The following is a 21,797-nucleotide window of genomic DNA, read 5'->3' as shown; positions in this document are numbered from 1 at the left end:
ACACCTTTCTTTTCGTCGGCCGCGGTAGAGGTGTATAAGTGACAGTCGGAGGTTCGAATCCTCTCTCGCCGACCACATTCAAAAAAGGGCTAACCGCAAGGTTAGCCCTTTTTGCATTAACGCTTTATTCGTCCAGATTAGCCAAAACACCTCTTAGTCCTGCTTCTTCCTGCCTGTTCGTGATTTTGTGACATAATCCATTGTATTTTTTTATATATAGATTGATCTTTTTTCGCGTTGCTTATGGATAACCTCAGCATTTTTCGCTGTGCGTTTTAACGTTCGCGGTATTTAGTGCTCAGATAATCACCGTTCTGCAAGAAAATTTACCCATTCTGAATAAAAGTTAATCACTGATTGTTGCGAAATATGAAGATATTTGTGCTGCAACATGACGAGTAGCATAAATTTCCCTGCTGAAAACTGGCGTACATAGTTTTTTTAATCTTTGTTTGCGGTTTCTCACACTCAGCGTAAATCCCCGTCACCTGTATTGACGTTTTCACATTCTGTTGACAGATTGTAGGGCACGAGGGGCATTTCAGGGACGATCTGCGCTGCAACTCCAACGCTCTTCTGAAAGGATTCTCCATCCCTTTAACGCCTTCGGGCATCACCGACCGGACCGGGTAAAAAATAAATAAAGGTCAGGCGGCGTAACACAACAAAGCAAAACATCACATTGGAGCAGAATAATGAGTATTTCCTTGAAGAAGTCAGGGATGCTGAAGCTTGGTCTGAGCCTGGTGGCTATGACCGTGGCAGCAAGCGTACAGGCAAAAACCCTGGTTTACTGTTCTGAAGGCTCGCCGGAAGGCTTTAACCCACAGCTCTTTACCTCTGGTACGACTTACGACGCAAGCTCTGTGCCGATCTATAACCGTCTGGTTGAATTTAAAACCGGCACCACGGAAGTGATTCCTGGCCTGGCGGAGAAGTGGGACGTCAGCGAAGACGGTAAAACCTATACCTTCCACCTGCGCCAGGGCGTGAAGTGGCAGGACAGCAAAGAATTCAAACCAACGCGCGACTTCAACGCCGATGACGTTGTGTTCTCCTTCGATCGTCAGAAAAACGCTCAGAACCCGTACCACAAAGTGTCCGGCGGCAGCTATGAGTACTTCGAAGGGATGGGTCTGCCAGACCTGATCGCTGAAGTGAAAAAAGTGGACGATAAAACCGTTCAGTTCGTGCTGACTCGCCCGGAAGCGCCATTCCTGGCAGACCTGGCCATGGACTTTGCCTCTATCCTCTCTAAAGAGTACGCGGACAACATGCTGAAAGCTGGCACGCCGGAAAAAGTGGACCTGAACCCAATCGGTACCGGTCCGTTCCAGCTGCTGCAGTACCAGAAAGACTCCCGTATTCTGTACAAAGCGTTCCCGGGCTACTGGGGTACCAAACCACAGATCGATCGTCTGGTCTTCTCCATCACGCCTGACGCGTCTGTGCGTTACGCAAAACTGCAGAAAAACGAATGCCAGGTTATGCCATACCCGAACCCGGCTGATATCGCCCGCATGAAGCAGGACAAGAATATCAACCTGATGGAGCAGGCTGGTCTGAACGTGGGCTATCTCTCCTTCAACACCGAGAAGAAACCGTTTGATGACGTGAAAGTGCGTCAGGCGCTGACCTATGCGGTGAACAAAGAAGCGATCATCAAGGCCGTTTACCAGGGCGCCGGCGTTGCGGCTAAAAACCTGATCCCGCCAACCATGTGGGGCTATAACGATGACGTTAAAGACTACACCTACGATCCAGAGAAAGCGAAAGCGCTGCTGAAGGAAGCAGGGCAGGATAAAGGCTTTACCGTTGAACTGTGGGCGATGCCGGTACAGCGTCCGTACAACCCGAACGCACGCCGTATGGCTGAAATGGTTCAGGCTGACTGGGCGAAAATCGGCGTTCAGGCCAAGATTGTCACCTACGAGTGGGGCGAGTATCTGAAGCGCGCCAAAGCGGGTGAGCATCAGGCAGTGATGATGGGCTGGACCGGTGACAACGGGGATCCGGACAACTTCTTCGCCACCCTCTTCAGCTGCGCGGCGGCAAAAGACGGCTCTAACTACTCTCGCTGGTGTTATAAGCCGTTTGAAGACCTGATCCAGCCGGCACGTGCCACCGACGATCACAACAAACGTATTGAACTCTACAAGCAGGCACAGGTTGTTATGCACGATCAGGCTCCGGCTCTGATTGTTGCTCACTCCACCGTGTACGAGCCAGTGCGCAAAGAAGTGAAAGGCTACGTGGTTGATCCGCTGGGCAAACACCACTTCGAAAACGTATCTGTTGAATAATCAGTAGGGCGTTCTCCCTCTCCCTGTGGGAGACGATAGGGGTGAGGGGCTTGCATGCTAGCCCTCACCCTAACCCTCTCCTGCGGGAGAGGGAATTTACATTTGTGAGCAATACAGACGCCACGCCACTGGTCGTGCGTCTTCAGAGAGAATCCGGGTTATGTTGCAGTTCATCCTCCGACGTCTGGGACTTGTCATCCCCACGTTTATCGGTATCACCCTTCTCACTTTTGCCTTTGTCCATATGATCCCCGGCGACCCGGTAATGATTATGGCGGGCGAGCGTGGTATTTCCCCTGAACGTCATGCGCAGCTGCTGGCTGAACTCGGCCTCGATAAGCCGATGTGGCAGCAGTACCTCCACTATATCTGGGGCGTTATGCATGGTGACTTAGGGATTTCACTGAAAAGCCGTCTTCCGGTGTGGGACGAGTTCGTGCCGCGTTTTAAAGCGACACTGGAGCTTGGCATCTGCGCCATGATTTTTGCCACTGCGGTGGGTATCCCTGTCGGGGTGCTGGCTGCCGTTAAACGTGGCTCTATTTTTGACCATACCGCTGTGGGCCTGGCGCTGACCGGCTACTCCATGCCGATCTTCTGGTGGGGCATGATGCTGATTATGCTGGTCTCGGTGCAGCTTAACCTGACGCCGGTCTCCGGACGCGTCAGCGATATGGTCTTCCTCGATGATTCCAACCCGCTGACCGGCTTTATGCTGATTGATACGGCGATATGGGGCGAAGAGGGCAACTTTATTGATGCGGTCGCGCATATGATCCTGCCGGCGATGGTGCTCGGCACGATCCCTCTGGCGGTAATCGTGCGTATGACCCGTTCGTCAATGCTGGAAGTGCTGGGCGAGGATTATATTCGTACCGCGCGTGCCAAGGGCCTGACGCGTATGCGAGTCATCATCGTTCATGCGCTGCGTAACGCCATGCTGCCGGTGGTGACCGTTATCGGTCTGCAGGTGGGTACGCTGCTGGCAGGGGCGATCCTGACCGAAACCATCTTCTCCTGGCCGGGCCTTGGCCGCTGGCTGATTGACGCGCTGCAACGCCGTGACTATCCGGTCGTGCAGGGCGGTGTATTGCTGGTCGCGACGATGATTATTCTCGTCAACCTGCTGGTCGATTTGCTGTACGGCGTGGTGAACCCGCGTATTCGTCATAAGAAGTAAGGGGCCATCATGTCACACGTTTCTGAAAATAAAGTGGTTGCTGCACCGGTTCCAATGACGCCGCTGCAGGAATTCTGGCACTACTTCAAGCGTAATAAAGGCGCGGTAGTGGGGCTGGTCTATGTCTCTGTCATGATCCTGATTGCCGTGTTTGCAAACGTGCTTGCACCGTATAACCCGGCCGATCAGTTCCGTGACGCGCTGCTGGCCCCCCCTGCATGGCAGGACGGCGGGAGCCTGGCTCACCTCTTGGGTACCGATGATGTGGGTCGCGACGTATTGTCGCGTCTGATGTACGGCGCGCGTCTGTCGCTGCTGGTGGGCTGCCTGGTGGTGGTGCTGTCCCTGATCATGGGGATCATCCTCGGCCTGGTTGCGGGTTATTTTGGCGGCATTGTTGATAACATCATCATGCGTATCGTCGACATCATGCTAGCGCTGCCAAGCCTGCTGCTGGCCCTGGTGCTGGTGGCGATATTTGGCCCGTCGATCGGTAATGCCGCGCTTGCGCTGACCTTCGTGGCACTCCCTCACTACGTGCGTTTAACCCGTGCGGCAGTGCTGGTGGAAGTGAACCGCGACTACGTCACCGCGTCCCGCGTGGCCGGTGCCGGTGCGATGCGCCAGATGTTCGTCAATATCTTCCCGAACTGCCTTGCGCCGCTGATTGTTCAGGCGTCGCTCGGCTTCTCTAACGCCATTCTTGATATGGCCGCTCTTGGCTTCCTGGGCATGGGTGCGCAGCCGCCAACACCGGAGTGGGGCACGATGCTCTCCGACGTGTTGCAGTTCGCACAAAGCGCCTGGTGGGTTGTCACCTTCCCGGGTCTGGCAATTCTGCTGACGGTGCTGGCATTTAACCTGATGGGTGATGGTCTGCGCGATGCACTTGATCCCAAACTGAAGCAGTAAGAGGCACGAGATGGCGTTATTAAATGTAGATAAATTATCGGTGCACTTCGGCGATGAAGGCACCCCGTTTCGCGCCGTGGACCGTATCAGCTACAGCGTAAATCAGGGCGAAGTGGTTGGCATTGTTGGGGAATCCGGTTCCGGTAAGTCCGTAAGCTCACTGGCGATTATGGGGCTGATCGATTATCCGGGCCGCGTGATGGCGGAAAACCTGCAGTTCAATGGTCAGGATCTGAAGCGCATTTCCGAGAAACAGCGCCGCCAGCTGGTGGGCGCGGAAGTGGCGATGATCTTCCAGGACCCGATGACCAGCCTGAACCCCTGCTACACCGTGGGCTTCCAGATTATGGAGGCGATCAAGGTCCATCAGGGCGGTAACAAGAAAACCCGTCGTCAGCGGGCGATCGACCTGCTGAACCAGGTGGGGATCCCTGACCCGGCATCGCGCCTTGATGTCTACCCGCATCAGCTTTCTGGTGGGATGAGTCAGCGTGTGATGATCGCGATGGCGATTGCCTGTCGGCCAAAACTGCTGATTGCCGATGAGCCGACCACAGCGCTGGACGTGACCATCCAGGCGCAAATCATCGAGCTGCTGCTGGAACTGCAGCAGAAAGAGAACATGGCGCTGGTGCTGATTACGCACGACCTGGCGCTGGTGGCTGAAGCTGCACACAAAATCATCGTGATGTATGCAGGACAGGTGGTGGAGACCGGAAGTTCGCACGATATCTTCCGCGCACCGCGTCATCCGTATACCCAGGCGCTTTTACGTGCGCTGCCGGAGTTTGCCCAGGATAAAGCGCGTCTGGCATCGCTGCCGGGTGTGGTACCGGGTAAATATGACCGTCCGCAGGGCTGCCTGCTGAATCCGCGTTGCCCGTATGCGACGGATAAATGCCGTGCCGAAGAGCCTGAGCTGAACCAGCTGGCTGACGGTCGTCAGTCGAAATGCCACTACCCACTCGATGATGCCGGGAGGCCAACACTATGAGTACGCAACAGGCCACCACGCAACAACCGCTGTTGCAGGCTATCGACCTGAAAAAACACTACCCGGTGAAGAAGGGGATTTTTGCCCCTGAGCGCCTGGTGAAAGCGCTGGACGGCGTCTCCTTTACCCTCGAACGCGGTAAAACGCTGGCGGTGGTCGGGGAGTCGGGCTGCGGCAAATCAACCTTAGGCCGTCTGCTGACGATGATTGAAACGCCTACCGGCGGCGAGCTCTATTATCAGGGGCAGGATCTGCTCAAGCACGATCCGCAGGCGCAGAAGCTGCGTCGCCAGAAAATCCAGATTGTGTTCCAGAACCCATACGGTTCATTGAACCCGCGCAAGAAAGTGGGGCAGATTCTGGAAGAGCCGCTGCTGATTAACAGTAATCTCAGCAAAGAGCAGCGTCGTGAAAAAGCGCTGGCGATGATGGCGAAAGTCGGCCTGAAAACCGAGCATTACGATCGCTACCCGCATATGTTCTCTGGCGGCCAGCGCCAGCGTATCGCCATCGCCCGTGGCCTGATGCTCGACCCGGATGTCGTGATTGCCGATGAACCGGTCTCAGCGCTCGACGTTTCCGTGCGCGCACAGGTGCTGAATCTGATGATGGATCTGCAGCAGGAGCTGGGGCTGTCTTACGTATTTATCTCCCACGACCTGTCGGTGGTAGAGCATATCGCTGATGAAGTGATGGTGATGTATCTGGGGCGCTGCGTGGAGAAGGGGACGAAAGATCAGATCTTTAATAACCCTCGCCACCCATACACCCAGGCGCTGCTCTCTGCGACACCGCGCCTGAACCCGGACGATCGTCGTGAGCGTATTAAGCTGACCGGTGAACTGCCAAGTCCGTTGAATCCACCTCCGGGATGTGCGTTCAACGCCCGTTGCAGTCGCCGCTTTGGCCCTTGCACCCAACTACAGCCGCAGCTGAAAGATTATCGCGGTCAGCTGGTCGCCTGCTTTGCGGTCGATCAGGATGAAAACGGCGAAAAGCCGCAGGCGTAAATAAAAAAACCGGCGTTAAGCCGGTTTTTTTATGTCTGCTAACCTATTTCCGCAAACGAATCTGGTCGACAGCGTGTTTCTCGCTCTTGGTGAGGATCAGGCTCGCCCGCTCGCGGGTAGGGAGAATGTTCTCTTTCAGGTTTACGTAGTTGATCTCGTTCCACAGACCTGTCGCCACCTTCACCGCCTCTTCTTCAGAAAGCTGGGCGTAGTGATGGAAATAGGAGTCCGGGTCAGTGAACGCCCCTTCGCGGAACTTCAGGAAGCGGTTGATATACCAGCTTTGCAGCAAATCTTCCGGTGCATCGACATAAATAGAGAAATCGACGAAGTCAGAGACAAACACGTGATGCGGATCGTGAGGATAATCCATCCCACTTTGCAGCACATTTAACCCTTCCAGAATCAGAATGTCTGGCTGCACCACCGTTTTGTCTCCGCCCGGAATGCGATCGTAGATCAGGTGCGAATAGACCGGCGCCGTGACGTTAGGCACGCCGGATTTCAGGTCAGAGACAAATTTCACCAGACGGTGCATGTCATAAGAGAGCGGGAAGCCCTTCTTCTTCATCAGCCCGCGTTCTTTTAACACCTCATTGGGGTGCAGAAAGCCGTCGGTGGTGATCAGCTCCACGCTGCGGTGTTCTGGCCAGCGGCTCAGGAGAGCCTGCAAGACACGCGCGGTTTTGCTTTTACCTACCGCCACGCTGCCAGCAATACTGATGATATAAGGAATGCGTTGACCATTGGTTCCAAGGAACTGCTCCAGCACCGCCTGACGGCGCAGGTTGGAACTGATATAGAAGTTAAGCAAGCGTGAGAGGGGGAGATAAATTTCTGCCACTTCTTCCAGGGACAGATCTTCGTTTATCCCTTTTAACCGTGCGATTTCACCTTCCGTCAGCGTCATAGGGACGGAATCACGCAGGGCAGCCCACTGGCTGCGGTTAAAGTGAAGATAAGGCGTCATTAACGTTTGCTCTTTTTTGCTCATAAGCATGCTTCAGTGAGCCAGCATCACACTGCCGGATCATGGCTCATCACACAGTTAATTTTGGACAATGGGCAGGAGGTTAACACCAGATGACAGGAATAATAAGAAAAAAGATGGAAAGCGCTGCGTTACGCGGAAGCCGTCACGCTACGGTGTATGCGATGCAATTCGCTCATATATGTTGAATATTTGACCGTGAATGACTACTTTTACAGCGCTTGATGCGTGGTTAGCATAAAATGTGAGCGAAAGAACGTTTTATGCAAATTTTTAGTTGCATGACCGCGCAGGTATCCATAGAATGCGCGCTACTTGATGCCGACTTAGCTCAGTAGGTAGAGCAACTGACTTGTAATCAGTAGGTCACCAGTTCGATTCCGGTAGTCGGCACCATCAAGTCCGGTGGGGTTCCCGAGCGGCCAAAGGGAGCAGACTGTAAATCTGCCGTCACAGACTTCGAAGGTTCGAATCCTTCCCCCACCACCACTTTCTGGCAGCGTAAATGCCGCCGGAGCTGGTTTAAAAGCTGAATCAGCTCGAACTTAAAAAGAGAGAAATCTCTTTTTTTGTTACAGAAAGAACTGGGTAGCCGAGTTTCAGGATGCGGGCATCGTATAATGGCTATTACCTCAGCCTTCCAAGCTGATGATGCGGGTTCGATTCCCGCTGCCCGCTCCAATACGTGCTGATATGGCTCAGTTGGTAGAGCGCACCCTTGGTAAGGGTGAGGTCCCCAGTTCGACTCTGGGTATCAGCACCACTTCACTTCTCCTTCCCGTTTCTCTCTGTTTCAATTTTACTTGATTCAACAGTTCAGGCATTTCGCCTGGTTGATGTGGTGATATCACCGATTTATCCGTGTCTTAGAGGGACAATCGATGTCTAAAGAAAAGTTTGAACGTACAAAACCGCACGTTAACGTCGGTACTATCGGCCACGTTGACCATGGTAAAACAACGCTGACCGCTGCAATCACTACCGTTCTGGCAAAAACCTACGGTGGTTCTGCTCGTGCATTCGACCAGATCGATAACGCACCAGAAGAAAAAGCTCGTGGTATCACCATCAACACCTCTCACGTTGAGTATGACACCCCGACTCGCCACTACGCACACGTAGACTGCCCAGGCCACGCCGACTATGTTAAAAACATGATCACCGGTGCTGCGCAGATGGACGGCGCGATCCTGGTTGTTGCTGCGACTGACGGCCCAATGCCTCAGACTCGTGAGCACATCCTGCTGGGTCGTCAGGTAGGCGTTCCTTACATCATCGTGTTCCTGAACAAATGCGACATGGTTGATGACGAAGAGCTGCTGGAACTGGTAGAGATGGAAGTTCGTGAACTGCTGTCTCAGTACGATTTCCCAGGCGACGATACCCCAATCGTTCGTGGTTCCGCGCTGAAAGCGCTGGAAGGCGACGCAGAATGGGAAGCGAAAATCATCGAACTGGCTGGCTACCTGGATTCTTACATCCCAGAACCAGAGCGTGCGATTGACAAGCCATTCCTGCTGCCAATCGAAGACGTATTCTCCATCTCCGGTCGTGGTACCGTTGTTACCGGTCGTGTAGAGCGCGGTATCATCAAAGTTGGTGAAGAAGTTGAAATCGTTGGTATCAAAGAGACTGCGAAGTCTACCTGTACTGGCGTTGAAATGTTCCGCAAACTGCTGGACGAAGGCCGTGCTGGTGAGAACGTTGGTGTTCTGCTGCGTGGTATCAAACGTGAAGAAATCGAACGTGGTCAGGTTCTGGCGAAGCCAGGCTCAATCAAGCCACACACCAAGTTCGAATCTGAAGTGTACATCCTGTCCAAAGACGAAGGCGGCCGTCATACTCCGTTCTTCAAAGGCTACCGTCCACAGTTCTACTTCCGTACAACTGACGTGACCGGTACCATCGAACTGCCAGAAGGCGTAGAGATGGTAATGCCAGGCGACAACATCAAGATGGTTGTGACTCTGATCCACCCAATCGCGATGGACGACGGTCTGCGTTTCGCAATCCGTGAAGGTGGCCGTACCGTTGGCGCGGGCGTGGTTGCTAAAGTTCTCGGCTAATTGCTGATAACATTTGACGCAATGCGCAATAAAAGGGCATCATTTGATGCCCTTTTTGCACGCTTTCACGCCAGAACCTGGCTCATCAGTGATTATTTTTGTCATAATCATTGCTGAGACAGGCTCTGCAGAGAGCGTATAATTCGAAAAGCGAATTAGCATTTCGATTTGGTTTGCCTCGCGATCGCGGGGTGAAAATGTTTGTAGAATACTTCTGACAGGTTGGTTTATGAGTGCGAATACCGAAGCTCAAGGGAGCGGGCGCGGCCTGGAAGCGATGAAATGGGTAGTGGTAGCCGTTCTGCTGATCGTAGCGATCGTCGGCAACTATCTTTATCGTGACATTATGCTGCCGCTACGCGCGCTTGCAGTGGTAATTCTGATTGCTGCAGCGGGTGGTGTCGCGCTGTTGACGACAAAAGGCAAAGCGACTGTCGCTTTTGCCCGCGAAGCGCGTACCGAAGTCCGTAAGGTAATTTGGCCGACTCGCCAGGAAACATTGCACACCACGCTGATCGTAGCGGCGGTAACCGCTGTAATGTCACTGATCCTGTGGGGACTGGATGGTATTCTGGTTCGCCTGGTATCCTTTATCACTGGCCTGAGGTTCTGAGATGTCTGAAGCCCCTAAAAAGCGCTGGTACGTCGTTCAGGCGTTTTCCGGTTTTGAAGGCCGCGTAGCAACGTCGCTGCGTGAGCATATCAAATTACACAACATGGAAGAGTTATTTGGCGAAGTTATGGTTCCGACCGAAGAAGTGGTCGAGATCCGTGGCGGCCAACGCCGCAAAAGCGAGCGTAAATTCTTCCCGGGTTACGTGCTGGTTCAGATGGTTATGAACGACGCGAGCTGGCACCTTGTGCGCAGCGTACCGCGCGTGATGGGCTTTATCGGCGGCACGTCTGACCGTCCGGCGCCAATCAGCGACAAAGAAGTTGATGCGATTATGAACCGCCTGCAGCAGGTGGGTGATAAGCCGCGTCCGAAAACGCTGTTTGAACCGGGTGAAATGGTTCGTGTTAATGACGGTCCGTTTGCTGACTTTAATGGCGTGGTCGAAGAAGTGGATTACGAGAAATCCCGCCTGAAAGTTTCTGTTTCTATCTTCGGTCGTGCGACCCCAGTAGAACTGGACTTTGCCCAGGTAGAAAAAGCCTAAGCAGCGATCAAAAAAGCGGCGATTTAATCGTTGCACAGGGCGCGAGATTGGAATACAATTTCGCGCCTTTTGTTTTTATGGGCCACGGCCTGTAAAACGATTTTATTCACGGGGAGCCTCGCTGAGGCGCTATCACCCAATCAGAGGATTTTAGAATGGCTAAGAAAGTACAAGCCTACGTCAAGCTGCAGGTTGCAGCTGGTATGGCGAACCCAAGTCCACCAGTTGGTCCAGCTCTGGGTCAGCAGGGTGTGAACATCATGGAATTCTGTAAAGCGTTTAACGCCAAAACTGAATCCCTGGAAAAAGGTCTGCCAATCCCAGTTGTAATCACTGTTTACGCTGACCGTTCTTTCACTTTCGTTACCAAAACCCCTCCTGCAGCAGTTCTGCTGAAGAAAGCGGCTGGTATCAAGTCTGGTTCCGGTAAACCGAACAAAGACAAAGTGGGTAAAATTTCCCGCGCTCAGCTGCAGGAAATCGCGCAGACCAAAGCTGCCGACATGACTGGTGCCGACATTGAAGCGATGACTCGCTCTATCGAAGGTACTGCACGTTCCATGGGCCTGGTAGTGGAGGACTAAGAAATGGCTAAACTGACCAAGCGCATGTCCGTGATCCGTGACAAAGTTGATGCGACCAAACAGTACGACATCAACGAAGCTATCGCTCTGCTGAAAGAACTGGCTACCGCTAAGTTCGTTGAAAGCGTTGACGTTGCTGTTAACCTGGGCATCGATGCTCGTAAATCTGATCAGAACGTTCGTGGTGCAACTGTACTGCCACACGGTACTGGCCGTTCCGTTCGCGTAGCTGTATTTACTCAGGGTGCAAACGCAGAAGCTGCTAAAGCTGCTGGCGCTGAACTGGTAGGTATGGAAGATCTGGCTGACCAGATCAAAAAAGGCGAAATGAACTTTGACGTTGTTATCGCATCTCCAGATGCAATGCGCGTTGTTGGCCAGCTGGGCCAGGTGCTGGGTCCACGCGGCCTGATGCCAAACCCGAAAGTGGGTACTGTAACCCCTAACGTTGCTGAAGCGGTTAAGAACGCTAAAGCAGGTCAGGTTCGTTATCGTAACGACAAAAACGGCATCATCCACACCACCATCGGTAAAGTGGACTTCGACGCTGACAAACTGAAAGAAAACCTGGAAGCTCTGCTGGTTGCGCTGAAAAAAGCAAAACCAACTCAGGCGAAAGGCGTGTACATCAAGAAAGTTAGCATCTCCACCACCATGGGTGCAGGTGTTGCAGTTGACCAGGCTGGCCTGAGCGCTGCTGCAAACTAATGCCTTTACGTGGGCGGTGATTTTGTCTACAATCTTACCCCCACGTTTGCTAACGAAAGTTAGCGGCTAAAAGAATTGTTCGTTGGAGCCTGGCCTAATCCAGGCCTCCGTCGAAGACCGCAGGTGTTTCGCAAGAGACTTAATCCCCTGCGTAGACGGTGACAGAACGCTAAGATTATTTTTGGATATTCTGGCTTGTTTCTGCTCACCGTATTAAGACGCTCTTTCCGTTGGGAAGAGTGAAGTGAGTTCCGGAACATGAGTTCCGGCAAACATCCAGGAGCAAAAGCTAATGGCTTTAAATCTTCAAGACAAACAAGCGATTGTTGCTGAAGTCAGCGAAGTAGCCAAAGGCGCGCTGTCTGCAGTAGTTGCGGATTCCCGTGGCGTAACTGTAGATAAAATGACTGAACTGCGTAAAGCAGGTCGTGAAGCTGGCGTTTACATGCGTGTTGTTCGTAACACCCTGCTGCGCCGTGCTGTTGAAGGTACCTCTTTTGAGTGCCTGAAAGACACGTTTGTTGGTCCGACCCTGATTGCATACTCTATGGAACACCCGGGCGCTGCTGCTCGTCTGTTCAAAGAGTTCGCGAAAGCGAATGCAAAATTTGAGGTCAAAGCCGCTGCCTTTGAAGGTGAGCTGATCCCGGCGTCTCAGATCGACCGCCTGGCAACTCTGCCGACCTACGAAGAAGCAATTGCACGCCTGATGGCAACCATGAAAGAAGCTTCGGCTGGCAAACTGGTTCGTACTCTGGCTGCTGTACGCGATGCGAAAGAAGCTGCTTAATCGCAGTTATCTTTATAAAGCATCTGCTTACGTATAAACTTATTCTGATATTCAGGAACAATTTAAATGTCTATCACTAAAGATCAAATCATTGAAGCAGTATCCGCTATGTCCGTAATGGACGTTGTTGAGCTGATCTCTGCAATGGAAGAAAAATTCGGTGTTTCTGCTGCTGCTGCTGTAGCTGTTGCTGCTGGCCCAGCTGCTGACGCTGCTGAAGAGAAAACTGAATTCGACGTAATTCTGAAAGCTGCTGGCGCGAACAAAGTTGCAGTAATCAAAGCTGTTCGTGGCGCTACCGGTCTGGGTCTGAAAGAAGCTAAAGACCTGGTAGAATCTGCTCCAGCTGCGCTGAAAGAAGGCGTGAGCAAAGACGACGCAGAAGCACTGAAAAAATCTCTGGAAGAAGCTGGCGCTGAAGTTGAAGTTAAATAAGCCAACTTTTCTGGTTGCAGCCTAAGTAATTAGGCTGATGGCTGGTGACTTTTTAGTCACCAGCCTTTTTGCGCTGTAAGGCCTCGGTAGCATTTCACACTGTTTGACTATCGATGTGTCTTTCAATGCTTGTTTCTATCGACGACTTAATATACTGCGACAGGGTGCTCGCTCTGTGTAAATCGCAATGAAATGGTTTAAGCGTGATAGCAACAGGTATTGCGGAAAGTATTCAATTTTCCGGTCCACAAAATGGTGTTGCACAAACTGTCCCTTCGTCGGACAGATGGGTCGACTTGTCAGCGAGCTGAGGAACCCTATGGTTTACTCCTATACCGAGAAAAAACGTATTCGTAAGGATTTTGGTAAACGTCCACAAGTTCTGGACATTCCATATCTCCTTTCTATCCAGCTTGACTCGTTCCAGAAGTTTATCGAGCAAGATCCTGAAGGGCAGTACGGTCTGGAAGCAGCCTTCCGTTCCGTGTTCCCAATTCAGAGCTACAGCGGTAACTCCGAGCTGCAGTACGTCAGCTACCGCCTTGGCGAACCGGTGTTTGACGTTCAGGAATGTCAGATCCGTGGCGTGACCTATTCCGCACCGCTGCGCGTAAAACTGCGTCTGGTGATCTACGAGCGCGAAGCGCCGGAAGGCACTGTTAAAGACATTAAAGAACAAGAAGTCTACATGGGTGAAATTCCACTCATGACAGACAACGGTACTTTCGTTATCAACGGTACTGAGCGTGTTATCGTTTCCCAGCTGCACCGTAGCCCGGGCGTCTTCTTCGACAGCGATAAAGGTAAAACACACTCTTCCGGTAAAGTACTGTATAACGCGCGCATCATTCCTTACCGTGGTTCATGGCTGGACTTCGAGTTCGATCCAAAAGACAACCTGTTTGTCCGTATCGACCGTCGTCGTAAACTGCCTGCAACCATCATTCTGCGCGCACTGAACTATACCACTGAACAGATCCTGGACCTGTTCTTTGAAAAAGTGATCTTTGAAATCCGCGACAACAAGCTGCAGATGGAGCTGGTGCCGGAACGTCTGCGTGGTGAGACCGCGTCGTTCGACATCGAAGCCGACGGCAAAGTGTATGTGGAAAAAGGTCGCCGTATTACCGCGCGCCACATCCGTCAGCTGGAAAAAGATGATATCAAACACATCGAAGTTCCGGTTGAATACATTGCAGGAAAAGTAGCCGCGAAAGATTACGTTGATGAATCAACTGGCGAGCTGATCTGCCCGGCTAACATGGAGCTGAGCCTGGATCTGCTGGCTAAGCTGAGTCAGGCTGGCCACAAACGTATCGAAACGCTGTTCACTAACGATCTGGACCACGGTCCGTACATCTCTGAGACTGTACGCGTCGACCCAACCAACGATCGTCTGAGCGCGCTGGTAGAAATCTACCGCATGATGCGTCCTGGGGAGCCACCAACTCGCGAAGCGGCTGAAAGCCTGTTCGAGAACCTGTTCTTCTCTGAAGACCGCTACGATCTGTCTGCGGTTGGTCGTATGAAGTTCAACCGTTCTCTGCTGCGCGATGAGATCGAAGGTTCCGGTATCCTGAGCAAAGACGACATCATCGAAGTGATGAAGAAGCTCATTGATATCCGTAACGGTAAAGGCGAAGTGGACGACATCGACCACCTCGGCAACCGTCGTATCCGTTCCGTAGGCGAAATGGCGGAAAACCAGTTCCGCGTTGGCTTGGTGCGTGTAGAGCGTGCGGTGAAAGAGCGTCTGTCTTTGGGCGATCTGGATACCCTGATGCCTCAGGATATGATCAACGCCAAGCCGATTTCTGCAGCCGTGAAAGAGTTCTTCGGTTCCAGCCAGCTGTCTCAGTTTATGGACCAGAACAACCCGCTGTCTGAGATTACGCACAAACGTCGTATCTCTGCACTCGGCCCAGGCGGTCTGACCCGTGAACGCGCAGGCTTCGAAGTTCGAGACGTACACCCGACTCACTACGGTCGCGTATGTCCAATCGAAACGCCTGAAGGTCCAAACATCGGTCTGATCAACTCCCTGTCCGTGTACGCACAGACAAACGAATACGGTTTCCTTGAGACCCCGTACCGTAAAGTGACTGACGGTGTTGTTACCGACGAAATTCATTACCTGTCTGCTATTGAAGAAGGCAACTACGTTATCGCTCAGGCGAACTCCAACCTGGATGACGAAGGCCACTTTGTAGAAGATCTGGTTACCTGCCGTAGCAAAGGCGAATCCAGCTTGTTCAGCCGCGACCAGGTTGACTACATGGACGTATCCACCCAGCAGGTGGTATCCGTCGGTGCGTCCCTGATCCCGTTCCTGGAACACGATGACGCCAACCGTGCATTGATGGGTGCGAACATGCAACGTCAGGCCGTTCCAACTCTGCGTGCTGATAAGCCGCTGGTTGGTACCGGTATGGAACGTGCTGTTGCCGTTGACTCCGGTGTTACTGCAGTGGCTAAGCGTGGCGGTACCGTTCAGTACGTTGACGCATCCCGTATCGTTATCAAAGTTAACGAAGACGAGATGTATCCGGGCGAAGCGGGTATCGACATCTACAACCTGACCAAATACACCCGTTCTAACCAGAACACCTGTATCAACCAGATGCCTTGCGTATCTCTGGGTGAGCCAGTTGAGCGCGGCGACGTGCTGGCAGACGGTCCGTCCACCGACCTCGGTGAACTGGCGCTCGGTCAGAACATGCGCGTAGCGTTCATGCCGTGGAACGGTTACAACTTCGAAGACTCCATCCTCGTCTCCGAACGTGTGGTACAGGAAGATCGTTTCACCACCATCCACATTCAGGAACTGGCCTGTGTGTCCCGTGACACCAAGCTGGGGCCAGAAGAGATCACCGCTGACATCCCTAACGTGGGTGAAGCTGCGCTCTCCAAACTGGATGAATCCGGTATCGTTTACATCGGTGCGGAAGTGACCGGCGGCGACATTCTGGTTGGTAAGGTAACGCCGAAAGGTGAAACCCAGCTGACGCCAGAAGAGAAACTGCTGCGTGCAATCTTCGGTGAGAAAGCGTCTGACGTTAAAGACTCTTCTCTGCGCGTACCAAACGGTGTTTCCGGTACGGTTATCGACGTTCAGGTCTTCACCCGTGACGGCGTTGAGAAAGATAAACGTGCGCTGGAAATCGAAGAGATGCAGCTCAAACAGGCTAAGAAAGACCTGTCTGAAGAACTGCAGATCCTCGAAGCGGGTCTGTTCAGCCGTATCTATGCGGTGCTGGTTGCCGGTGGCGTTGAAGCTGAGAAGCTCGACAAACTGCCACGCGATCGCTGGCTGGAACTGGGCCTGACCGACGAAGAGAAACAAAATCAGCTGGAACAGCTGGCTGAGCAGTATGACGAACTGAAACACGAGTTCGAGAAAAAACTCGAAGCGAAACGCCGCAAAATCACTCAGGGAGACGATCTGGCACCAGGCGTGCTGAAGATTGTTAAGGTGTATCTGGCTGTTAAACGTCAGATCCAGCCTGGTGATAAGATGGCAGGTCGTCACGGTAACAAGGGTGTTATCTCTAAGATCAACCCGATCGAAGATATGCCGCACGATGCTAACGGTACGCCGGTAGATATCGTACTGAACCCGCTGGGCGTACCGTCTCGTATGAACATCGGTCAGATTCTGGAAACCCACCTGGGTATGGCTGCGAAAGGTATCGGCGACAAGATTAACGCCATGCTGAAACAGCAGCAGGAAGTCGCGAAACTGCGCGAATTCATCCAGCGTGCCTACGATCTGGGTACCGATGTGCGTCAGAAAGTCGACCTGAACACCTTCAGCGATGAAGAAGTGCTGCGTCTGGCAGAGAACCTGCGCAAAGGTATGCCAATTGCAACGCCGGTATTCGACGGTGCAAAAGAAGCTGAAATTAAAGAGCTGCTGCAACTGGGTGGTCTGCCAACGTCTGGTCAGATTACGCTGTTTGACGGCCGTACCGGTGAACAGTTCGAGCGTCCGGTAACCGTAGGTTACATGTACATGCTGAAACTGAACCACCTGGTCGACGACAAGATGCACGCTCGTTCTACCGGTTCTTACAGCCTGGTTACTCAGCAGCCGCTGGGTGGTAAGGCACAGTTCGGTGGTCAGCGCTTCGGGGAGATGGAAGTGTGGGCGCTGGAAGCATACGGCGCAGCATACACCCTGCAGGAAATGCTCACCGTTAAGTCTGATGACGTGAACGGTCGTACCAAGATGTATAAGAACATCGTGGACGGCAACCATCAGATGGAACCGGGCATGCCAGAGTCCTTCAACGTACTGTTGAAAGAGATTCGTTCGCTGGGTATCAACATCGAACTGGAAGACGAGTAATTCTCGCTCAAACAGGTCACTGCTGTCGGGTTAACGCCCGACAGCAGAGTGTGCTAACTCCGACGGGAGCAAATCCGTGAAAGACTTATTAAAGTTTCTGAAAGCGCAAACTAAAACCGAAGAGTTTGATGCGATCAAAATTGCTCTGGCTTCGCCAGACATGATCCGTTCATGGTCTTTCGGTGAAGTTAAAAAGCCGGAAACCATCAACTACCGTACGTTCAAACCTGAGCGTGACGGCCTTTTCTGTGCACGTATTTTCGGGCCAGTAAAAGATTACGAGTGCCTGTGCGGTAAGTACAAGCGCCTGAAACACCGTGGTGTGATCTGTGAGAAGTGCGGCGTTGAAGTGACCCAGACCAAAGTGCGCCGTGAGCGCATGGGCCACATCGAGCTGGCGTCTCCGACTGCTCACATCTGGTTCCTGAAATCTCTGCCGTCCCGTATCGGCCTGCTGCTGGATATGCCGCTGCGCGATATCGAACGTGTTCTGTACTTCGAATCTTATGTGGTTATCGAAGGCGGGATGACGAACCTGGAACGTCACCAGATCCTGACTGAAGAGCAGTATCTGGACGCGCTGGAAGAGTTCGGTGACGAATTCGACGCGAAGATGGGTGCGGAAGCTATTCAGGCCCTGCTGAAGAGCATGGATCTGGAGCAAGAGTGCGAGCAGCTGCGTGAAGAGCTGAACGAAACCAACTCCGAAACCAAGCGTAAAAAGCTGACCAAGCGTATCAAACTGCTGGAAGCGTTCGTTCAGTCTGGTAACAAGCCAGAGTGGATGATCCTGACCGTTCTGCCGGTTCTGCCGCCAGATCTGCGTCCGCTGGTTCCGCTGGATGGTGGTCGTTTCGCTACGTCCGATCTGAACGATCTGTATCGTCGCGTGATCAACCGTAACAACCGTCTGAAACGTCTGCTGGATCTGGCTGCGCCGGACATCATCGTACGCAACGAAAAACGTATGCTGCAGGAAGCGGTAGATGCCCTGCTGGATAACGGTCGTCGCGGTCGTGCGATCACCGGTTCTAACAAACGCCCTCTGAAATCTTTGGCCGACATGATCAAAGGTAAACAGGGTCGTTTCCGTCAGAACCTGCTCGGTAAGCGTGTTGACTACTCCGGTCGTTCTGTAATCACCGTAGGTCCATACCTGCGTCTGCATCAGTGCGGTCTGCCGAAGAAAATGGCACTGGAGCTGTTCAAACCATTCATCTACGGCAAACTGGAGTTGCGAGGACTCGCCACCACCATCAAAGCCGCTAAGAAAATGGTTGAGCGTGAAGAAGCTGTCGTTTGGGATATCCTGGACGAAGTGATCCGCGAACACCCGGTACTGCTGAACCGTGCACCAACTCTGCACCGTCTGGGTATCCAGGCATTTGAGCCAGTCCTGATCGAAGGTAAAGCTATTCAGCTGCACCCACTGGTTTGTGCGGCGTATAACGCCGACTTCGATGGTGACCAGATGGCTGTTCACGTACCGCTGACGCTGGAAGCCCAGCTCGAAGCGCGTGCGCTGATGATGTCTACCAACAACATCCTGTCTCCTGCGAACGGCGAGCCAATCATCGTTCCTTCTCAGGACGTTGTATTGGGTCTGTACTACATGACCCGTGACTGTGTTAACGCTAAAGGCGAAGGCATGGTGCTGACTGGCCCGAAAGAAGCTGAGCGTATTTATCGCGCTGGCCTGGCCTCTCTGCATGCGCGCGTTAAAGTGCGTATCACTGAATACGAAAAAGATGCTAACGGCGAATTCGTTGCGAAAACCAGCCTGAAAGACACGACTATCGGCCGTGCCATTCTGTGGATGATCGTACCGAAAGGTCTGCCTTTCTCCATCGTCAACCAGGCGCTGGGTAAGAAAGCGATCTCCAAAATGCTGAACACCTGTTACCGCATTCTGGGTCTGAAGCCGACCGTTATCTTCGCTGACCAGACAATGTACACCGGCTTTGCTTATGCAGCGCGTTCAGGTGCATCTGTTGGTATCGATGACATGGTCATCCCAGAGAAGAAACACGAGATCATCTCTGAAGCAGAAGCTGAAGTTGCGGAAATCCAGGAGCAGTTCCAGTCTGGTCTGGTAACCGCGGGCGAACGCTACAACAAAGTTATCGATATCTGGGCTGCGGCGAACGATCGTGTATCCAAAGCGATGATGGATAACCTGCAAACCGAAACCGTGATTAACCGTGACGGCGTAGAAGAGCAGCAGGTTTCCTTCAACAGCATTTACATGATGGCCGACTCCGGTGCGCGTGGTTCTGCAGCACAGATTCGTCAGCTGGCAGGTATGCGTGGTCTGATGGCGAAGCCAGATGGCTCCATCATCGAAACGCCAATCACCGCGAACTTCCGTGAAGGTCTGAACGTACTCCAGTACTTCATCTCCACGCACGGTGCGCGTAAAGGTCTGGCGGATACCGCACTGAAAACAGCGAACTCCGGTTATCTGACGCGTCGTCTGGTTGACGTTGCGCAGGATCTGGTGGTGACCGAAGACGATTGTGGCACCCTTGAAGGTATCACCATGACCCCGGTTATCGAGGGTGGTGATGTTAAAGAGCCACTGCGCGATCGCGTACTGGGTCGTGTTACCGCGGAAGACATTCTGAAGCCGGGTACCGCAGACATTCTGGTTCCACGCAACACGCTGCTGCACGAACAGTGGTGTGACCTGCTGGAAGCGAACTCTGTTGACTCCGTGAAAGTGCGTTCCGTTGTATCCTGTGACACCGACTTTGGTGTATGTGCGCACTGCTACGGTCGTGACCTGGCACGTGGCCACATCATCAACAAAGGTGAAGCCATTGGCGTTATCGCGGCACAGTCCATCGGTGAGCCGGGTACACAGCTGACGATGCGTACGTTCCACATCGGTGGTGCGGCATCTCGTGCGGCTGCTGAATCCAGCATCCAGGTGAAAAACAAAGGTAGCATCAAGCTCAGCAACGCGAAATCGGTTGTGAACTCCAGCGGTAAACTGGTTATCACTTCTCGTAACACCGAACTGAAGCTGATCGACGAATTCGGTCGTACCAAAGAGAGCTATAAAGTGCCTTACGGTGCTGTTATGGCGAAAGGTGATGGCGAGCAGGTTGCCGGCGGTGAAACCGTTGCAAACTGGGATCCACACACCATGCCAGTTATCACCGAAGTGAGTGGTTTCATCCGCTTCACTGACATGATCGACGGCCAGACCATTACTCGTCAGACTGACGAGCTGACCGGTCTGTCTTCTCTGGTAGTTCTGGATTCTGCTGAACGTACTACCGGCGGTAAAGATCTGCGTCCTGCACTGAAAATCGTTGATGCTCAGGGTAACGACGTTCTGATCCCAGGTACCGATATGCCTGCACAGTACTTCCTGCCTGGTAAAGCGATTGTACAACTGGAAGATGGCGTACAGATCAGCTCTGGTGACACTCTGGCGCGTATTCCTCAGGAATCCGGCGGTACCAAGGACATCACCGGTGGTCTGCCACGCGTTGCGGACCTGTTCGAAGCACGTCGTCCGAAAGAGCCGGCAATCCTGGCTGAAATCAGCGGTATCATCTCCTTCGGTAAAGAGACCAAAGGTAAACGCCGTCTGGTTATCACTCCGGTAGATGGCAGCGAGCCGTACGAAGAGATGATTCCTAAGTGGCGTCAGCTCAACGTGTTCGAAGGTGAACGCGTAGAACGTGGTGACGTGGTTTCCGACGGTCCAGAAGCGCCGCACGACATCCTGCGTCTGCGTGGTGTGCATGCTGTTACGCGTTACATTGTTAACGAAGTACAGGACGTATACCGTCTGCAGGGCGTTAAGATTAACGATAAACACATCGAAGTTATCGTTCGTCAGATGCTGCGTAAAGCGACCATCGAGAACGCGGGCAGCTCCGAGTTCCTGGAAGGCGAGCAGGTTGAGTACTCACGCGTCAAGATCGCTAACCGCGAACTGGAAGCGAACGGCAAAATCGGTGCGACCTTCTCGCGCGATCTGCTGGGTATCACCAAAGCGTCTCTGGCAACCGAGTCCTTCATCTCTGCAGCATCGTTCCAGGAAACCACTCGTGTCCTGACCGAAGCCGCTGTTGCAGGTAAACGTGATGAACTGCGCGGTCTGAAAGAGAACGTTATCGTGGGTCGTCTGATCCCGGCGGGTACCGGTTATGCGTACCATCAGGATCGTATGCGTCGTCGTGCTGCAGGCGAACTGCCAGCTGCACCGCAGGTGACTGCTGAAGATGCATCCGCGAGCCTGGCAGAGCTGCTAAACGCAGGTCTGGGCGGTTCCGACAACGAGTAATCGTTGATGCCGTAAA

Annotated in this window: 15 protein-coding genes and 4 tRNA genes; 18 read left to right on the top strand and 1 reads right to left on the bottom strand. The window is 53.0% G+C overall.

The window, feature by feature from the left end:
• Positions 1–695 precede the first annotated feature (695 nt).
• From dppA to dppF, 5 genes are all read left to right on the top strand, one after another.
• Positions 696–2,303 (top strand): dipeptide ABC transporter periplasmic-binding protein DppA, encoded by a 1,608-nt coding sequence (gene dppA, locus APU11_RS14075; protein ID WP_023620080.1) that lies wholly within the window; start codon positions 696–698, stop codon positions 2,301–2,303.
• Positions 2,304–2,463: 160 nt separating this feature from the next.
• The gene (dppB, locus tag APU11_RS14070; RefSeq protein WP_014830232.1) at positions 2,464–3,483 is read left to right on the top strand and encodes a dipeptide ABC transporter permease DppB; all 1,020 of its coding nucleotides are present in this window, start codon (positions 2,464–2,466) and stop codon (positions 3,481–3,483) included.
• 9 nt (positions 3,484–3,492) lie between these two features.
• Positions 3,493–4,395: a dipeptide ABC transporter permease DppC gene (gene dppC / locus APU11_RS14065; protein WP_020684504.1), complete on the top strand. Its 903-nt coding sequence runs from the start codon at positions 3,493–3,495 to the stop codon at positions 4,393–4,395.
• 10 nt (positions 4,396–4,405) lie between these two features.
• Positions 4,406–5,389, top strand: coding sequence for a dipeptide ABC transporter ATP-binding protein (dppD, locus tag APU11_RS14060; RefSeq protein ID WP_013094994.1), 984 nt, complete (start codon positions 4,406–4,408; stop codon positions 5,387–5,389).
• Positions 5,386–6,399 carry a dipeptide ABC transporter ATP-binding subunit DppF gene (dppF, locus tag APU11_RS14055; RefSeq protein ID WP_014830234.1) on the top strand — a complete coding sequence of 338 codons (1,014 nt, stop codon included), beginning with the start codon at positions 5,386–5,388 and terminating at the stop codon, positions 6,397–6,399. The genes dppD and dppF overlap by 4 nt, the downstream gene beginning before the upstream one ends.
• A 43-nt stretch (positions 6,400–6,442) precedes the next feature.
• On the opposite strand, the gene coaA is transcribed toward dppF, so the two are convergent.
• Positions 6,443–7,393 (bottom strand): type I pantothenate kinase, encoded by a 951-nt coding sequence (gene coaA / locus APU11_RS14050; RefSeq protein ID WP_060578543.1) that lies wholly within the window; start codon positions 7,391–7,393, stop codon positions 6,443–6,445.
• 317 nt (positions 7,394–7,710) lie between these two features.
• Here coaA and APU11_RS14045 point away from each other — a divergent pair.
• From APU11_RS14045 to rpoC, 13 genes are all read left to right on the top strand, one after another.
• A tRNA-Thr gene (locus tag APU11_RS14045) sits at positions 7,711–7,786 on the top strand.
• An 8-nt stretch (positions 7,787–7,794) separates the two neighbouring features.
• Positions 7,795–7,879 (top strand) — tRNA-Tyr (locus APU11_RS14040).
• A 117-nt stretch (positions 7,880–7,996) separates the two neighbouring features.
• Positions 7,997–8,071 (top strand) — tRNA-Gly (locus tag APU11_RS14035).
• 6 nt (positions 8,072–8,077) lie between these two features.
• Positions 8,078–8,153 (top strand) — tRNA-Thr (locus APU11_RS14030).
• Positions 8,154–8,271: 118 nt separating this feature from the next.
• The gene (tuf, locus tag APU11_RS14025; RefSeq protein WP_013094997.1) at positions 8,272–9,456 is read left to right on the top strand and encodes an elongation factor Tu; all 1,185 of its coding nucleotides are present in this window, start codon (positions 8,272–8,274) and stop codon (positions 9,454–9,456) included.
• A 229-nt stretch (positions 9,457–9,685) separates the two neighbouring features.
• A complete protein-coding gene (secE, locus tag APU11_RS14015; RefSeq protein ID WP_013094999.1) occupies positions 9,686–10,069 on the top strand; it encodes a preprotein translocase subunit SecE in 384 nt (127 codons plus the stop codon).
• A gap of 1 nt (position 10,070) precedes the next feature.
• Entirely contained in the window at positions 10,071–10,616 is a 546-nt protein-coding gene (gene nusG / locus APU11_RS14010) for a transcription termination/antitermination protein NusG (protein WP_003862341.1), read from the top strand.
• 155 nt (positions 10,617–10,771) lie between these two features.
• Positions 10,772–11,200 carry a 50S ribosomal protein L11 gene (gene rplK, locus APU11_RS14005; RefSeq protein WP_008503452.1) on the top strand — a complete coding sequence of 143 codons (429 nt, stop codon included), beginning with the start codon at positions 10,772–10,774 and terminating at the stop codon, positions 11,198–11,200.
• A 3-nt stretch (positions 11,201–11,203) separates the two neighbouring features.
• The gene (gene rplA / locus APU11_RS14000) at positions 11,204–11,908 is read left to right on the top strand and encodes a 50S ribosomal protein L1 (RefSeq protein WP_013095000.1); all 705 of its coding nucleotides are present in this window, start codon (positions 11,204–11,206) and stop codon (positions 11,906–11,908) included.
• Positions 11,909–12,200: 292 nt separating this feature from the next.
• The gene (gene rplJ / locus APU11_RS13995) at positions 12,201–12,698 is read left to right on the top strand and encodes a 50S ribosomal protein L10 (protein WP_013095001.1); all 498 of its coding nucleotides are present in this window, start codon (positions 12,201–12,203) and stop codon (positions 12,696–12,698) included.
• 66 nt (positions 12,699–12,764) lie between these two features.
• On the top strand, positions 12,765–13,133 hold the full coding sequence (gene rplL / locus APU11_RS13990) for a 50S ribosomal protein L7/L12 (protein ID WP_013095002.1): 369 nt from the start codon (positions 12,765–12,767) through the stop codon (positions 13,131–13,133).
• Positions 13,134–13,452: 319 nt separating this feature from the next.
• Entirely contained in the window at positions 13,453–17,481 is a 4,029-nt protein-coding gene (gene rpoB / locus APU11_RS13985; protein WP_008503453.1) for a DNA-directed RNA polymerase subunit beta, read from the top strand.
• 76 nt (positions 17,482–17,557) lie between these two features.
• Complete coding sequence (gene rpoC, locus APU11_RS13980; protein ID WP_013095003.1) at positions 17,558–21,781, top strand: DNA-directed RNA polymerase subunit beta'; 4,224 nt, start codon at positions 17,558–17,560, stop codon at positions 21,779–21,781.
• Positions 21,782–21,797 lie beyond the last annotated feature (16 nt).

The sequence above is a fragment of the Enterobacter sp. 50793107 genome, assembly GCF_001463365.1.
In the GTDB taxonomy this organism is placed as follows: Bacteria; Pseudomonadota; Gammaproteobacteria; order Enterobacterales; family Enterobacteriaceae; genus Enterobacter; species Enterobacter cloacae.
This window is presented reverse-complemented; position numbering and strand designations above follow the sequence as displayed.

Coding starts and splice junctions, on each gene's coding strand:
- dppF (WP_014830234.1), top strand. CDS start 5,386: ATGAGTACGCAACAGGCCACCACGCAACAACCGCTGTTGCAGGCTATC.
- rplA (WP_013095000.1), top strand. CDS start 11,204: ATGGCTAAACTGACCAAGCGCATGTCCGTGATCCGTGACAAAGTTGAT.
- rplL (WP_013095002.1), top strand. CDS start 12,765: ATGTCTATCACTAAAGATCAAATCATTGAAGCAGTATCCGCTATGTCC.
- rplK (WP_008503452.1), top strand. CDS start 10,772: ATGGCTAAGAAAGTACAAGCCTACGTCAAGCTGCAGGTTGCAGCTGGT.
- coaA (WP_060578543.1), bottom strand. CDS start 7,393: ATGAGCAAAAAAGAGCAAACGTTAATGACGCCTTATCTTCACTTTAAC.
- nusG (WP_003862341.1), top strand. CDS start 10,071: ATGTCTGAAGCCCCTAAAAAGCGCTGGTACGTCGTTCAGGCGTTTTCC.
- tuf (WP_013094997.1), top strand. CDS start 8,272: ATGTCTAAAGAAAAGTTTGAACGTACAAAACCGCACGTTAACGTCGGT.
- secE (WP_013094999.1), top strand. CDS start 9,686: ATGAGTGCGAATACCGAAGCTCAAGGGAGCGGGCGCGGCCTGGAAGCG.
- dppC (WP_020684504.1), top strand. CDS start 3,493: ATGTCACACGTTTCTGAAAATAAAGTGGTTGCTGCACCGGTTCCAATG.
- rpoB (WP_008503453.1), top strand. CDS start 13,453: ATGGTTTACTCCTATACCGAGAAAAAACGTATTCGTAAGGATTTTGGT.
- dppB (WP_014830232.1), top strand. CDS start 2,464: ATGTTGCAGTTCATCCTCCGACGTCTGGGACTTGTCATCCCCACGTTT.
- rplJ (WP_013095001.1), top strand. CDS start 12,201: ATGGCTTTAAATCTTCAAGACAAACAAGCGATTGTTGCTGAAGTCAGC.
- dppD (WP_013094994.1), top strand. CDS start 4,406: ATGGCGTTATTAAATGTAGATAAATTATCGGTGCACTTCGGCGATGAA.
- dppA (WP_023620080.1), top strand. CDS start 696: ATGAGTATTTCCTTGAAGAAGTCAGGGATGCTGAAGCTTGGTCTGAGC.